This is a genomic window from Pseudomonas sp. LBUM1652 (assembly GCF_059716105.1).
In genome coordinates this window covers 2,994,117-3,008,145 of record NZ_CP166804.1, presented here as the reverse complement: position 1 = coordinate 3,008,145, position 14,029 = coordinate 2,994,117, and the positions used below count along the sequence as shown (strand labels likewise).

Genomic DNA, 14,029 nt, shown 5'->3' with positions numbered 1-14,029 from the left:
GGCTTACTGCGCGGCCAGCCGCCGCGCCTTGAAGCCCCAGCCCTGTTGCATGCCGGCCGCCGCCAGCAGAATCGCCGCAACGCCAACCCATTGCAGGATTTCCAGGCGATGACCGAAGGCAAACCAGTCGACGAAAATCGCGGCAATCGGGTAGATGAAGGACAGTGCGCCAGTCAATGCCGTCGGCAGCTTCTGGATCGCGCCGTACAGCAGCACGTACATCAGGCCGGTATGAACAATGCCCAACGTAATCAGACTGGCCCATGCACTCGGTGCCTGCGGCAGTGCAGAAAAGTGTGCGAACGGTGCGAGCAACAGCACACCGGTGCAGACCTGAATCAGTGCGATCAAGTGCGGTGGCGTGCCGGTCAGACGCTTGATGATCAACGCCGCAATCGCATAGAGAAACGCCGCGCCCAACGCCAAGGCAATCCCCACCAGATAGTCGTTACCGCCCTCGCCTTGCTGGCCATGGGCGCTGACGATCGCCAGCATCCCCATGAAAGAAATCGCCAGCCAGAACAGCTTCTGCACAGTGATCTTCTCGCCGAGAAACAGCGCCGCCAATCCGACCAGCATGAACGGCTGCACGTTGTATACGGCTGTACCAATGGCAATCGAGGCCCGAGAGTACGAGGCGAACAACAGCACCCAGTTACCGACAATCGCCACGCCGCTGAGCACGGCCAGCAAAAATGTCGTGCGAGTCAGAATGCCTGGGCGCAGAAAGCCGAATGCTGCGCAGATCAATAACAAGGTGCCGGCACCGAACACGCAGCGCCAGAACACCACATCCAGCACCGGTTGCCCGGACACCAGCACGAACCAGCCGATCGTCCCGGATATGAGCATGGCAGCGGTCATTTCAAATGACCCGCGACGCAGTGTGTTGTCCATCATTATTCTCCTGTGTTTGTGGCAAAAGTATGCCAAGCCGCCACAGGGCCACTCCAGCGCATAAAGCAGGCTAAACTCACTTTCTGCCTTTTTTATCGGGGGTAGTTCTCACCAATCGCCTAATGCGGGAGTTTGTTCATGACCGACGATATCGACCAGATCCTCATCAGCGCATTGATGGAGGATTCGCGGCGTTCGCTCAAGGCGCTGGCGCAGATCAGCGGGCTGTCATCGCCCAGCGTGGCCGAGCGTTTGCGCAGGCTGGAGGAGCGCGGCGTGCTCAAGGGCTACACCGTCGAGATCGATCCCAAGTGCTTCGGCTATCAATTGCAGGCGATCGTCCGGGTACGGCCGCTACCGGGGCAACTGCAGGAAGTCGAGCGTCAGATTCAGTCGATTCCCGAGTTCACCGAGTGCGACAAGGTCACTGGCGAGGACTGCTTTATCGCCCGTCTGCACGTGCGCTCGATGGAACAACTGGACACCCTGCTCGACCGCCTCAATACCTTGGCCGAAACCAATACCGCAATAGTCAAGAAGACCCCGGTCAAACGCCGCTTGCCGCCGATGGCTTAGGTGCTTTTTCTGCAAATTCGGCTTAGATTGACGTTTTTCCAGCGAAGGATTCGCGGTATGAAGATTCAGGCAGTAATTCTGGCGGCGTTGATGCTCGTTGGTTGCGGGACTGTGCAGACAGTCGTTCGCAGCGATCAGGACGCCGCGGCCTATCTGAAAGAGAAAAAATCCCACTGCGGCGCTGTTCCGCGAATCTACAGCGGCGTGACCTATGACTTCTGTTTGCTCCACGCAGAGCGTCCGGATGATGTCGATGCGTTCAATTACAACAACGCGACACCCGGCGTACTGGTAGATGCTGCATTTTCAGGGGTACTCGACACGTTGCTGTTGCCTTATACAATCTACAAGCAAAAGGCCGATGGCAGTATCGTCATCAATTGATAGCCTTTTCTGCAGCCAACAAAAAACCCGCCTAGGCGGGTTTTTTGTTGTTTCAACGAGTGTAATCAGTCGTCGCGGCTCATGATGCCGAAGATCTGCAACAAGCTGACGAACAGGTTGTAGATCGATACATACAGGCTGATGGTCGCCATGATGTAGTTACGCTCACCGCCGTGGATGATGGCGCTGGTCTGGAACAGGATGCAGACGGACGAGAACAGCACGAAACCTGCGCTGATCGCCAGTTGCAGACCGCTGACCTGGAAGAAGAAGCTCGCCAGCGTTGCACCCAGCAGGACGAAGAAACCGGCGGTGATGAAACCACCGAGGAAGCTCATGTCCTTGCGGGTAATCAGCACGTAGGCCGACAGACCACCAAACACCAGTGCAGTCATCGCGAACGCCGAGCTGACCACTTCAGCGCCGCCCTGCATGCCCAGGTAACGGTTGAGTATCGGGCCGAGCAGGAAACCCATGAAACCGGTCAGGGCAAACGCCGACACCAGGCCCCACGCGGAATCACGGAGTTTGTTGGTGAGGAAGAACAGCCCGTAGAAGCCGATCAGCACCACGAAAATGTTCGGGTAGCCAACACGCATCTGCTGGGCAACGAACGCCATCACGCCGCTGAATGCGAGGGTGAGAGCGAGTAGACCGTATGTGTTGCGCAGGACGCGGCTAACCTCTAGCTGCTCAGCCTGCACGCCGTTATTAACTGCGTAATCCTGTTCGCGCATGGCGACACTCCTGTTGGTTTGAAACGTTCAGTCGCAAAGATCATAACAGACGCTCTGTAACAAGCCATGCAGAGAGTTTGACAGTGTGTTTCATTCAGGTATTATGGCGCCCGCAACGCAACGGAGGTGTGGCCGAGTGGTTTAAGGCAACGGTCTTGAAAACCGTCGACTGTAACAGGTCCATGAGTTCGAATCCCATCGCCTCCGCCATCTTATATACGACAAAGCCCTGATTTTTCAGGGCTTTGTCGTTTCTGGCATTCAGAAAATTGGCTCCTCTCTCTACGGATCGTTTCCGCATCTTTTCGGCCATTTCCGCAACCCTGCCCTTCGACACTGGTGCGTACCCTTAAATTTAGTTGATTCGACCACGAAGCTCATGGGGATGCGGTTGCATTCGATACGCAGCTTTCGGCCATAATCGGACAGTGGTCTAAACGCCCAATGGCCAACAGAATCGTCAATGCGTACTAGTCATGTGCCCCAATTGGCTAGAGGCGGCGGTTACTTTCTTGGAAAGGAATCGTTTCTTGTCTGAAATAACGAAATGAACCTGCCGATTGTCATCAACAAAAATACAAACGAACAAGACCCGAATTCAAAGATCCGGGTCCTATTCGCTTTATTTCAAACTGCCTTCAGGAGAGGCTTTTACCAGGCGTAGCGGTAGCCTACGTTCACCGAATAAGGCTGTTCGATGCCATCGCCCTTGGTGTATTCCGCATCGATGAAGAACTTGTGTTTCTCGGCGGTTTGCAGGATCACCCCCCCACCGATTTCCGCCCGCGAACCTGGCAATTTGCTGTCCAGACTTACATCGTTGACGCTCACCTTGCTGTCACCGGCATGTTCGGTAATCCACGATGCTTTGGCGTATGGCTGCACTGACATACCGTTATTCAGTTTCATGTTGCGACCGAACAGGCTGCCAACTCGGCTCTGAACGGAAGTAACGGCGTCCTGTTCGACTTTCAAGCCATTGCTTGCGGTGTAATCGCCACTGCCCACGCGGAACGCTTGCACTTCCAGTTGTGGTTCGACGAACCAGCCTTGTCCAAGATCGATTTGCTTGCCAACCTCTACGCTCGCCGCGATTGCGTGATTCTTGTATTTGCCATCCACCTTCTTACCCATATTGCTGGTGATGTCGACCTTGTTATCCAAGTGGGTATATTTCAGCACGCTGTCAACGTACACGCCGTTTTGGTCGATGTAGGTTGCATAGGTGCCGAGCATGGCGCTGTCGATCTGGCCTTTGCTGCCTTCGCCGAAGTTCTGACGAGCCTCACCTTGTCCGGCCATACCGCCGATGTACAGCTTGCCGTTGTAGAAAGGAATGGCCTTGTCGGCGCCGATCTCGAAACCGTTGACCTGCTGCTCAAAGGCACGGCTGGAACCTGTATCGATGCGCTGCTCCTTGCCGAAGCCACGAGTCCACAGACCACCCTCATCATTGCCCATACGCAACTCGCCCAGTCGTTTGGTCAAGGCATTCATCTGCGCACCGATGAGTCCTGTGGCCGCCGCCTGTTGAGCGATGGCAGCGTTTGCGCCCTTACTCAGGTTCTCTGGTTGAGGATTGCTGATAATGGGGTCAATGGGCGCAACGATACCTCCGGCACCGCCACCGGTATCACCCACTGGACCCTCGCCACCGCCCGCATCCTGTGCAGTGCCGGCCAGGTACCAGTCATCGCCACGCTGCTCGAGGCCATAACGGAAGGCACCCACGTCGACTTTACCGCCGTACAAATCGAACTTCCCCGCGCCACCGTTGGTATCCACCAGCATCAGTGCACCACCTTGTGCCTGGTGGCCGGAATCGGCAACGATCAGCGTGTGCTCCCCGTCAACTTGCCCTTCAACCTTGAGCAAGTCGCCTTGTAGCGTCGCCAGGTCAGTGTTAAGCAAGAAGCTGCCATTGCCGCTCAAATTGCCCACCGTCAGCGTTTTGAACAAGCCGTTGGAGTGGTCGAAATTGACACGGCCGTCGTTCAACGAAAGAGCGCTCACCGAAGAGTCGCCAGTCATATTCCACATACTGCCACCACGGAGGCTCAGATTATGTAAACCAGTCGATGCGCCTTTCCAGGTAGAAGCTTCGTTAAGGTTAAGGCTGCTGTCGAGGGTGTAATCACGGTCGATCTCCACATCCCCTTTAAGTCGGGAGCCGTTAGTGGCGCTCAGTGCTACGCTCACAACTTGCTGTCCTCCCGATTCGGCGGTCCCGCCGGCCATTAATGTTTTACCTTCGATGGTAGAGCTGTCAGCAGTCACATCAAAAGCAACGGAGTCGCTCGCCTTGATAGCTACATTATCGGAACTGACCACAGTATTCTTAAGCAGGACGTTTTTCTGATCCGCTCCGTAAGCGCCAATAGCAGTGGCAAATTTGCCATTCACCTTAATACTTGAATTATCGAAGCTAATATTGGAAACAGGTGAACTAGAGCCCAGAGCCAGGCCTATGTTGTCCTCTTCGTCTCTATCATCAGCAAGACTCATAGCAATATCGACGTTATTGCCCACAACGGTGCCCCCCCAGCGGGCGGCAATCCCCATACCACCTACTTCGCCGTGAATACGAACGTTATCGAGGGTTACATTTCCAGTATCTGCATAGATACCATGCCCCCCCGACATTTCAATATCGCTGTTGACAAGATTCACATATGAATCAGTAAACGCCCAAACCATTGGCGGACGCGCGCCGCTGTTTTTAATACTCACATTGTTCGCATTGACAATGCCTCCACTTGCGACAGTGATGGCAGTACCCGTTGAGTGCAGGTTTGACGACTCAACATTCACCGTCCCTCCAACGTCAGCCCTTATCGCTTCGCTTTTAGAGGCAATGTCCATGTTATTGACATCAACGGTCCCCCCTCCATAAGCATGAACTCCGTAACTAGTACCAGTTCCGCTTGTGGTGATACTGCCGCCGTCCACGCTTATATGAGCAGCCTCTCCGTTGGCCTGCATTCCAATACCATTGGCGCCCGAGGTACTGATCACGATATCGTTCGCCACCACCGTCCCGCCTGGGTTGGCGTATATTCCATAGCCCCTGTTATTGGTGGTTTTAATGGTGGCTCCGCGAACGTTGACGTTACTGGTTCCTAATGCTGCAATTGCAAATCCGAAAGATCCGTGGGTAACAATATCGAGATTGCTGACATCGGCCGTCGAGTTCGTCACGAGCAGGCCCGAGCCTGTGCTGTTGATCTGCACATGGTTACCAAGTAGCTGGCTTGCTTCTTTGACATCCAGCGCGACGCTGTTGCCCAGTGTAGCGACCTGGGTGTTCTGAAGGTTTACCGTAGAGCCGCCAGACGCCATCAAGCCAGACGTATTGGCCATGAGGGAATTTACGGTCATGCCGATCAAATTCAGCGTGGAGTTGGTTTCTACCAGCACAGCGCCCAAGCCAGTGCCTGAAGCGCTGAGAATACCGTTGCTCCAAGTCGCCTCACCGACATTCATAACCCGCAATACAGGGGTGTTGTCACCTGATGTCGTCATTGTCCCGGTACCGTTATAGATCGTACCGTCGACGAGCACAGCAGCGGCGTGCCCCATGCTGGAAAAAGCCAACAACAAGCTGGCAGACAACGTGCTCAAGGGAAAAGCCGGCGCTTTTGAAGATAAGCGCGCAAGGCTGTTGCGCGATTTTAATACGTCAGACGCCGACTCCGACGGCAACATAAAATAGGTACGTGTGCGATTCCATATAGCTCGGTAGATGCTGTTCATAAATCTCTCATTCATTGATTTTTTTCAGGACCGGCTTAAACAAGCCAGAGCTCGAAAGTCATTGAGGAGAGATTTGAACAGGAAATTTAGCGGCAAAAATTCAGGCTTTTCCGACTGGGCTGTAGGAAAATTCCTACGAGCTGGCTGCTCTTTTTGGTACTCAGCAACTCTTGTCTCCGTCTACTTTCAGATGAAACCTAACGGAGTTGAGTAGTAAGTATTGGTCGTTTCCAGCCCTTGGTGATCGGCGCCAATGGGGCGGATCGCGACGGTCTAGCATCGACCGTCGCAACGGGTGGTTAAACTTCCGTCTGTTCAGCCATTCCAAGACATCTTCGTCCTCCGATAAATCAGCGATGCTTTGGTTTTCCGTAGCGAATGAGTACCGTACATCGTTGCGTCAAGGCCAATAGCTGTTACCCACGCTTTGACTATCCGAGCGTACTGTCTGGTGGAGAGATGTTGTTCCAAGGCTGATGGCTGTAAGTAGCAATAGTGCTCATGGCCTGTCCTCCACGTTCAGGGAGGACAAGGGTGGATCACTCACAATGAGTGGTGGTCGCTATTCGACCACTACAATCCGCCCGAAAGCCGCTTCGAAAATCAGCGATGTGGGTGACGCCAGCCTGCTGCTTGGGCACACAAAAGGCGACATTACCGAGCGGGTTTATCGCTGCGCTGGCGGAGTTCGAGCCCCATCGCCTCCGCCATCTTATATACGACAAAGCCCTGATTTTTCGGGGCTTTGTCGTTTCTGAAGTTCGCGATTTTTCGCCTCATACTCTCTGGATCGTCTCAGGCATTTCCGCAACGCTTCCCTTCTGATACCGGCACTGTCTACTCAAATCAAATTGCTCGCGACCAGATGTTCAGGGTGTTTGGCTGTGCTCTGTACGCTGCTCTCGTCCAGATAAAGAGCCAGCGCTTCCCCCAAGGCTTCGAATGTTCTGGCGATGCGCCCAACTTTGCGCAGGTCACTGTGCATGGCAATCCAGACATCAACGTCGAAGCCAAAGCTGTCAGGCAATAACTGGATCAGACCATAGGTCGCTGCGACGGTGGTAGCGCATAAGCCAAATCCGAGGCCATTTCTGAGTGCGGCGAGTTGAGCAAGGTGGTCATCGGTGGCGATAGAGAACGGCTGGTCTACTTCGCACAGACCCACCTCGACCAGTCTGCGTAAGTCAGCGGTACGGCGATCTGGTCCAATCAATGGCGCGCGACGCACCTCTTCGAGATTTGCAGGCTCGCCATAGCGCTCAAGGCAGTGGGCACTTGCGAACAGGCCCACTCGTAAAGCACCAGCGCGTCGCACGACTATTTCAGCTTCTCTCGGGCGTACGAGGCGCACAGCGATGTCTGATTCCTGTCGGGCGATGTCTTCCAGCGAATCGTTGATACTGAGCTCAAGTTTCAATGCTGAATGCTTGTAATGAAACTCACGCATCAACCCCGGGAGCACCTCGACGCCCAGAAAAGCGCTGCTTGCGAGCCTGACGGTGCCACTCGTGACCTGCGTTTCAGCGCTGGCCATGCGATTGAACGCCTCGGCAGCCATCGCCATGGATTCGACATGGTGAACCAGCCCACGTGCCGATGCTGTAGGCACGAGCCCCGAGGAGGTTCGTGTGAATAACTTCACGCCCAGACCCGCTTCAAGGCTGTCGAGACGTCGACGAGCCGTTGCCTGCGCAATTCCCAGCAACCTGGAGGCGCCCGATAGGCTGCCACTGCGCAGAACCGCCAGGAACACTCGCTGGCTTTCCCATTCCAGCCCGCTCATCTATTCCGTACCAACGGTTGCTCCATTAATTGTCTTCTGGTGGATTCGAGAAGCATGGATGATGAACCCCTGACTCGTAGCGCAGCATTATAAGGAGCAACATCATGGGTTTCACCGGCCAATGCCGATGCGGACAAGTGCATCTTCAACTGCAGATTGAAGCACTTGCACCTATATATGCATGCCACTGCCTGAACTGCCAGCGATGGAGCGGCAGTGCGTTCGCATTGCATATGCTCTGTCCCGCTCAGGCGATTGAGGCGTCGGGGAGCATGCTTACATACCTGCATGAAGCAGAAGAGCACTCGTCGACGCAGTACGCCTGCAGTAAGTGTTTCACACGACTATTCAATGAGACCGATGCTGCCCCGGGCATGCGTGTATTGCGGGTTGGCGTACTCAATGGGGCCGACCGCTTGACGCCTTTGGCACACATCTGGACCAAGCGTAAACAGCCCTGGATTTCGTTGCCTGAAGATGTAGCCCAGTGGCCGGAAAGCCCAACTCCCGAAGACTTTGCCTTGGCGATCAGTCAACAGACACCAAAAGCTGCAAAGTAATGTTGGAAATAATATATCTGCTGAGATAAGCGAAAAAGGCGCCAGATTGGCGCCTTGAACATTATCAAGCGATTTTGATCACCACCTTCTCAAATGCTCCCCTCGCGAGATGCTCGTAGGCTTCTCGTTCAATCCAGGCGCCAGGTATCACCGTGGCCGAGCATCTGGACAATGGCGGTTTGGTGGAAATTCTAAAGCCCTATCGCCCAGCCCTTCGGTGGCATGGCGACCCGCTAGCCAAGCAAGCGCAGAAGCGGCGACCAACACGGCTGCGCTGAGCTCGAATGTGGCCTTGTAACCGCTCAGATCAAATGCCAGGCCACCAATGATTGCACCGCCAGCGATAGCCAGTTGGACGATAGCCACAAGCAAGCCTCCTCCGGCTTCCGCATCATCAGGCAGCGTTTTCGCCAGCCATGTCCACCATCCGACCGGAGCGGCCGTAGCGACCAATCCCCAGAGGCCAAGCAGCACAGCGGTCAGTACCGGCGATTCGCCGAAGTTCACCAGAGCCAGTGCGATGCCAGCCATGATCAGCGGGATAACTGTCAGCGTGCGGTACAGGCTGCTCCCCATAAACCTTTCGATCAGAAAGGTGCCGATAAACCCTGCAAGTCCCAGCCCCAGCAGCATGAAGGACAACGTTGAGACACTGACGCCAGTCACGCCCTCAAGAAATGGCCGCAGATAAGTGAACAGCATGAACTGTCCCATGAAAAACACGCTCACCGCGACCATCCCCAATGCGACTGGCAACTGCTTCATCAGCCGCAGAACGTTACCGCTACCTGCCTGGCGCTCAGCACTGAACGACGGCAGGCTGATCAGCAGCCATACGGCTGCAAGCACTGCAACAGGAACCACACAGAAGAAAGCGCCGCGCCAGCCTATCAGCGAGCCAAGGAAGGCGCCCGCCGGTGCGGCGATGACCGTGGCCAGAGCGTTACCGCCATTGACGATGGCCAGCGCTCGGGAAACCTGATCAGGCTTTACCAAACGCATTGCCGTCGCCGCCGACAATGACCAGAAACCGCCGATGGCTATGCCGATCAAAGCACGTCCGATCATGAATGAAGGATAGCCTGGCGCGAGCGCGACGACCGTGCCTGATACGATCATCAGCAAGGTCAGACACAGCAGCAACTTCTTGCGTTCTACGCGAGCGGCGATCGATGCAATGACCAGGCTTGTGATCAATGCAAAGACACCGGACACGGAAATACCCTGCCCTGCCTGGCCTTCCGTGATGTGCAGGTCTGCCGCAATGGGTGTCAGCAGGCTGACGGGCATGAACTCTGAAGCGACCAGGGCGAATGCGGCCAACGACATGGCAAGCACCGCGCTCCAGCCGCGTTTTTCTGTAGAGGGAGAAGTCATGGGAACTACCTTTGGTGCGAAAAACGTGTGGATGTGATGCGCAGGGGTTCAAGCAGTTTGTCGCCCATACGGGCACTCCCCTGTAACAGATAGACACATTCTCCCGGTCGATCCGCCTCTGCCCTAGTGCATTCCTCTTGAATGCTTGCCTGATCCTCTGAGGATGCAGGGTGGTGGATAGGAAACGCCTCTGCAGCGGATTAGAGTTCGGTCAACAGGAGCGACCCGCCATGATGGATACCCCCATGCGCCATGAATCACCTTTGGCGTTGAACATTGACCCGCGCGTGAGCGCACCGGGTGATTTCGTCACGTCCATACCCGGGCTGTCGCTGTTTCGTCGCGACCAGCCGGCACCCCCTGTCGTGTGCATGATCGAGCCAAGCCTCATTCTCGTAGGCCGTGGGGAAAAGCGCTTGTGGGTCGGTGGCGAAGGCTACCGCTACGGCCCTTCGCGGTTTCTGGTCACGTCGCTGGACCTGCCAGCCAATTCCGAAGTGATGCTAGCCAGTCCCGAACAGCCTTGTGTCGGGCTCGTGCTGAAACTGGATGTGAGCATGCTCGCCGAGGTCATCACCAAGGTTGGCATGCCTGCGAAGCGACAACCCTCCACCGGCACAGGCGCAGGCATTGGCACTATGTCGACCGCCCTGGAAGGTGCGCTCGATCGCCTGCTGGCATTGCTCGATGAGCCCGAGGCGATCCCGGTGCTCGCGCCGCTGATCCTGCGGGAAATCCACTATCGGCTGCTCTATACCGATCAAGGGGCACGGCTGCGGCAGATCACGGCTGTCGATGGCCAGGGTTATCGCATCGCCAAAGCCATCGACTGGCTCAAGGTCAACTTCACCGATGCATTGCGCATCGATGATCTGGCGGCGCGAGTGCAAATGAGCGCTCCCACCTTTCACCATCATTTCCGCCAGCTCACCGGCATGAGCCCGCTGCAATACCAGAAGTGGCTGCGGCTGAACGAGGCCCGTCGGCTGATGTTGATGGAGCGTCTGGACGTTTCGCGAGCGGCATTTGCTGTCGGGTATGAAAGTCCTTCGCAGTTCAGCCGCGAATATGGCCGCCTGTTTGGGACCGCGCCCAGTCGTGACATTTCGCTGCTGCGTGGCCAGCCATTCGAGGCGCAAGCGCTCGACAACACGGTCAGTTGAGCGAACGACACGCTTTACCGGTGATGCGCCTCGCAGCGTTTCACCGCTTATAAAAATTCACGTCAACCGATGATCAAGCGGGTGAACCATGGAACTACGAATCAACCAGAAGACCTATCAGGTCGATGCCGACGCCGATACCCCCCTGCTGTGGGTGATCCGCGATGATCTGGGCATGACCGGTACCAAGTACGGCTGCGGACTGGCGCAATGCGGCGCCTGCTCCGTGCTGGTGGACGGCAATGTCGTGCGCTCGTGCGTCACGCCAGTGGCTGGTGTGGTCGGCCGCGAGGTCACCACCATTGAGGCCATCGAAGCCGATGACGTGGGCAAAAGGGTCGTCTCGACCTGGGTCGATCTGCAAGTCGCCCAATGCGGCTACTGCCAGTCCGGCCAGGTGATGGCCGCCACGGCCCTGCTCAAACAAAACCCCAAGCCGAGTGATGCACAGATTGACGCCGTGATGGTCAACCTTTGCCGCTGCGGCACTTACAACGCCATTCATGCCGCGATGCATGAGCTTGCCGGCAAGGGAGAAGCGTGATGAATGTCCGTATCGACCCTCCCCAGGAAGTATCAGCGCTTGATCTGCACGATCCGGTGAATGTGTCGCGCAGACGTTTCTTGACCGGTACCGCTGTGGGCGCACTGGTGCTCGGCTTTGGCCTGCCGCTCGGTTCGACACGTGTGCAAGCAGCAGCGGCGGCGACTGCACCGCTCGAGCGCGGCACACAGGTTCCCGCGTTTCTGGAGATCCGCCCGGACAACCGCGTGCGTCTACTGTGCCCGTTCATGGAAGGCGGCCAAGGTACGTTCACCGCGATGGCGCAGATTGTCGGCGAAGAACTGGATGCGGACCCGTCGACCTTCCTGGTCGAAGCCGCACCGCCCGGCGAGGCCTATGTGGTGATGGAAAACGGCATGCGTGTCACCGGCGGCAGTATGTCGGTGCGCATGAGTTACCCGGTGATGCGGCGCCTCGGCGCACTTGCCCGCGCCATGCTTTTACTGGCGGGTGCAGAAAAGCTTGGCGTGCCGGTCGCCGAGTTGACCACCGAACCTGGCAAAGTCGTACATGCCAAGTCGGGCCGCTCGTTGACGTACGGTGAATTGGCCGAGCGCGCGATGGATCTGCCGGTTCCCGATCCGGCCTCTGTGAAGCTGCGTGATCCGAGCCAGTTTCGCTGGATCGGTAAACCGGTCAAGCGCGTCGATGCCTATGACAAGTCCACGGGCAAGGCGCTTTACAGCATCGATCTGAAGGTCGACGGCATGCTCCATGCCGCCGTTCAGCATGCCCCGCGCCTGGGTATGACGGTGGGCAACCTGCGCAACGAAGATCAGGTCAAGGCAATGAAAGGCGTGCATTCCGTGCATCGTCTGCCAGGTGCCGTGGCGGTAGTCGCCGAGCGTTGGTGGCACGCAAAACGTGCGGTGGAGGCGATTCAAGTCGACTGGCAAGAGCCTATGGCCGACAGCAAAGTGCGGCCGATGCCCGCCGACTTTTCCAGCGATGCGTGGCTCAAGCGACTCGCCGACGACAAAGGGCCAGCCAGAGATGATGAAACCCAAGGGGATGTGGCTTCGATTCTTGGCGATGCCAAGTCCCGCGTCGATGCCACCTACCACAACCAATACCTGAACCACGGACAGTTGGAACCGCCCTCTGCGCTCGCCAGATTCAATCCGGACGGTTCGCTGGAAGTCTGGCTGCCTAATCAGGCACCGGACATGTTCCGTGCGGATATCGCCAAACGCACAGGGCTCGATGCGTCTCGCATTACCTTGCATTCGCCATTGCTGGGCGGATTCTTCGGTCGGCATTTCCTCTACGACTCAGCCAGTCCTTATCCTCAGGCGATCGAATTGTCCAAGGCGGTTGGCCGCCCGGTCAAACTGATCTGGAGTCGAGAAGAAGAGTTCCTGCGAGATGTGCTCCGTCCCGTTGCCGCAGTGAATTTCCGCGCGGCGCTTGATAGCGACGGATGGCCGCTCGCAATCGAAGCGATCAGTGCCACCGAAGGTCCGACCGAAGCCCTCGCCGGCAAGCAAGGTGAAAAGCTCGACCCTACGGCGCTTGAAGGGTTGTCGGGCAAGTCCTACGCAATCCCCAACAAACGGATTGCACAGATCTACGTCAAAGGTCCGGCGATGCTCGGTTACTGGCGTTCGGTGGGCAATTCCCTCAACGACTTCTTCTATGAGTCGTTCCTTGACGAACTGGCCGACAAGGGTGGCAAGGACCCGTTCGAACTGCGCCTGCATTTGCTGCGCGACAACCCGCGCCTGACCACGCTGCTGCAAGCAGTGGGTGAGTTGTCGGGCGGCTGGAAGCGCGGGCCGTTTACTGCCGAGGACGGCAGCAAACGTGCGCGAGGCGTTGCGATGGCTTCGCCGTTCGGTACAGAGACGGCCGTGATCGCCGAGGTGTCCATCGAGAATGGCCAGGTCAAGGTCCACGACATCTGGCAGGCGATTGACCCCGGCAGCATCGTCAACCCGGCGATTGTCGACGCTCAGGTCAATGGCGCGGTGGCGTTGGGACTGTCCCAGACGCTGGTGGAAGAGTCCGTGTGGATTGATGGTAAACCTCGGGCGCGCAACTACGACTTGTATCCGATCCTGCCGCCAGCGCGGATGGCACGGGTACACGTGCGTGTCATCGAGAGCGGGGAAAAAATGGGCGGTATCGGCGAACCACCGTTGCCGGCCGTGGCGCCAGCCGTCGCGAACGCAGTGGCAACGCTGACCGGGCAACGGGTCCGCAGCCTGCCCATGAGCCGACACACCTTCACCTGA

11 protein-coding genes, 1 tRNA gene and 1 pseudogene are annotated in these 14,029 nt (G+C 56.8%); 8 read left to right on the top strand and 5 right to left on the bottom strand.

The features are described from left to right. Positions 1–3: 3 nt before the first annotated feature. Positions 4–897: a DMT family transporter gene (locus tag ACA069_RS13680; RefSeq protein ID WP_497618021.1), complete on the bottom strand. Its 894-nt coding sequence runs from the start codon at positions 895–897 to the stop codon at positions 4–6. A 138-nt stretch (positions 898–1,035) separates the two neighbouring features. Here ACA069_RS13680 and ACA069_RS13675 point away from each other — a divergent pair, with 138 nt between their 5' ends. Together ACA069_RS13675 and ACA069_RS13670 are read left to right on the top strand one after the other, a co-directional pair. Next, complete coding sequence (locus tag ACA069_RS13675) at positions 1,036–1,473, top strand: Lrp/AsnC family transcriptional regulator (protein ID WP_187680420.1); 438 nt, start codon at positions 1,036–1,038, stop codon at positions 1,471–1,473. Positions 1,474–1,530: 57 nt separating this feature from the next. Continuing rightward, positions 1,531–1,857, top strand: a complete 327-nt coding sequence (locus ACA069_RS13670; RefSeq protein ID WP_401264969.1) for a YceK/YidQ family lipoprotein — start codon at positions 1,531–1,533, stop codon at positions 1,855–1,857. Between the two features lie 65 nt (positions 1,858–1,922). Here ACA069_RS13670 and ACA069_RS13665 read toward each other — a convergent pair whose 3' ends face one another. Further along, on the bottom strand, positions 1,923–2,594 hold the full coding sequence (locus ACA069_RS13665; RefSeq protein ID WP_187680418.1) for a Bax inhibitor-1/YccA family protein: 672 nt from the start codon (positions 2,592–2,594) through the stop codon (positions 1,923–1,925). Between the two features lie 122 nt (positions 2,595–2,716). Between ACA069_RS13665 and ACA069_RS13660 the strand changes: the two genes are divergently transcribed. Then, positions 2,717–2,804, top strand: a tRNA-Ser gene (locus tag ACA069_RS13660). A gap of 441 nt (positions 2,805–3,245) precedes the next feature. On the opposite strand, the gene ACA069_RS13655 is transcribed toward ACA069_RS13660, so the two are convergent. Then, positions 3,246–6,347, bottom strand: coding sequence for an autotransporter outer membrane beta-barrel domain-containing protein (locus ACA069_RS13655; RefSeq protein ID WP_497618019.1), 3,102 nt, complete (start codon positions 6,345–6,347; stop codon positions 3,246–3,248). Between the two features lie 578 nt (positions 6,348–6,925). Here ACA069_RS13655 and ACA069_RS13650 point away from each other — a divergent pair. Beyond that, a pseudogene (locus ACA069_RS13650) lies at positions 6,926–7,105 on the top strand (hypothetical protein); the annotation flags it as partial. Positions 7,106–7,188: 83 nt separating this feature from the next. Here ACA069_RS13650 and ACA069_RS13645 read toward each other — a convergent pair. Beyond that, entirely contained in the window at positions 7,189–8,130 is a 942-nt protein-coding gene (locus ACA069_RS13645) for a LysR family transcriptional regulator (protein ID WP_497618017.1), read from the bottom strand. A 104-nt stretch (positions 8,131–8,234) separates the two neighbouring features. Between ACA069_RS13645 and ACA069_RS13640 the strand changes: the two genes are divergently transcribed. After that, positions 8,235–8,690, top strand: coding sequence for a GFA family protein (locus tag ACA069_RS13640; RefSeq protein ID WP_497618015.1), 456 nt, complete (start codon positions 8,235–8,237; stop codon positions 8,688–8,690). Between the two features lie 147 nt (positions 8,691–8,837). Here ACA069_RS13640 and ACA069_RS13635 read toward each other — a convergent pair whose 3' ends face one another. Beyond that, positions 8,838–10,067, bottom strand: a complete 1,230-nt coding sequence (locus ACA069_RS13635) for an MFS transporter (RefSeq protein WP_497618013.1) — start codon at positions 10,065–10,067, stop codon at positions 8,838–8,840. A 230-nt stretch (positions 10,068–10,297) separates the two neighbouring features. Between ACA069_RS13635 and ACA069_RS13630 the strand changes: the two genes are divergently transcribed. The 3 genes from ACA069_RS13630 (at position 10,298) to ACA069_RS13620 (ending at position 14,029) form a co-directional block, all read left to right on the top strand. Next, complete coding sequence (locus ACA069_RS13630; protein ID WP_497618011.1) at positions 10,298–11,230, top strand: AraC family transcriptional regulator; 933 nt, start codon at positions 10,298–10,300, stop codon at positions 11,228–11,230. Positions 11,231–11,318: 88 nt separating this feature from the next. Then, the gene (locus ACA069_RS13625; RefSeq protein WP_497618009.1) at positions 11,319–11,774 is read left to right on the top strand and encodes a (2Fe-2S)-binding protein; all 456 of its coding nucleotides are present in this window, start codon (positions 11,319–11,321) and stop codon (positions 11,772–11,774) included. Next, on the top strand, positions 11,774–14,029 hold the full coding sequence (locus ACA069_RS13620) for a xanthine dehydrogenase family protein molybdopterin-binding subunit (RefSeq protein ID WP_497618007.1): 2,256 nt from the start codon (positions 11,774–11,776) through the stop codon (positions 14,027–14,029). The genes ACA069_RS13625 and ACA069_RS13620 overlap by 1 nt, the downstream gene beginning before the upstream one ends.

What these genes read in the sequence shown, in the direction of transcription:
- ACA069_RS13680 (WP_497618021.1), bottom strand. Translation starts at nt 897, where the DNA reads ATGGACAACACACTGCGTCGCGGGTCATTTGAAATGACCGCTGCCATG.
- ACA069_RS13675 (WP_187680420.1), top strand. Translation starts at nt 1,036, where the DNA reads ATGACCGACGATATCGACCAGATCCTCATCAGCGCATTGATGGAGGAT.
- ACA069_RS13670 (WP_401264969.1), top strand. Translation starts at nt 1,531, where the DNA reads ATGAAGATTCAGGCAGTAATTCTGGCGGCGTTGATGCTCGTTGGTTGC.
- ACA069_RS13665 (WP_187680418.1), bottom strand. Translation starts at nt 2,594, where the DNA reads ATGCGCGAACAGGATTACGCAGTTAATAACGGCGTGCAGGCTGAGCAG.
- ACA069_RS13655 (WP_497618019.1), bottom strand. Translation starts at nt 6,347, where the DNA reads ATGAACAGCATCTACCGAGCTATATGGAATCGCACACGTACCTATTTT.
- ACA069_RS13645 (WP_497618017.1), bottom strand. Translation starts at nt 8,130, where the DNA reads ATGAGCGGGCTGGAATGGGAAAGCCAGCGAGTGTTCCTGGCGGTTCTG.
- ACA069_RS13640 (WP_497618015.1), top strand. Translation starts at nt 8,235, where the DNA reads ATGGGTTTCACCGGCCAATGCCGATGCGGACAAGTGCATCTTCAACTG.
- ACA069_RS13635 (WP_497618013.1), bottom strand. Translation starts at nt 10,067, where the DNA reads ATGACTTCTCCCTCTACAGAAAAACGCGGCTGGAGCGCGGTGCTTGCC.
- ACA069_RS13630 (WP_497618011.1), top strand. Translation starts at nt 10,298, where the DNA reads ATGATGGATACCCCCATGCGCCATGAATCACCTTTGGCGTTGAACATT.
- ACA069_RS13625 (WP_497618009.1), top strand. Translation starts at nt 11,319, where the DNA reads ATGGAACTACGAATCAACCAGAAGACCTATCAGGTCGATGCCGACGCC.
- ACA069_RS13620 (WP_497618007.1), top strand. Translation starts at nt 11,774, where the DNA reads ATGAATGTCCGTATCGACCCTCCCCAGGAAGTATCAGCGCTTGATCTG.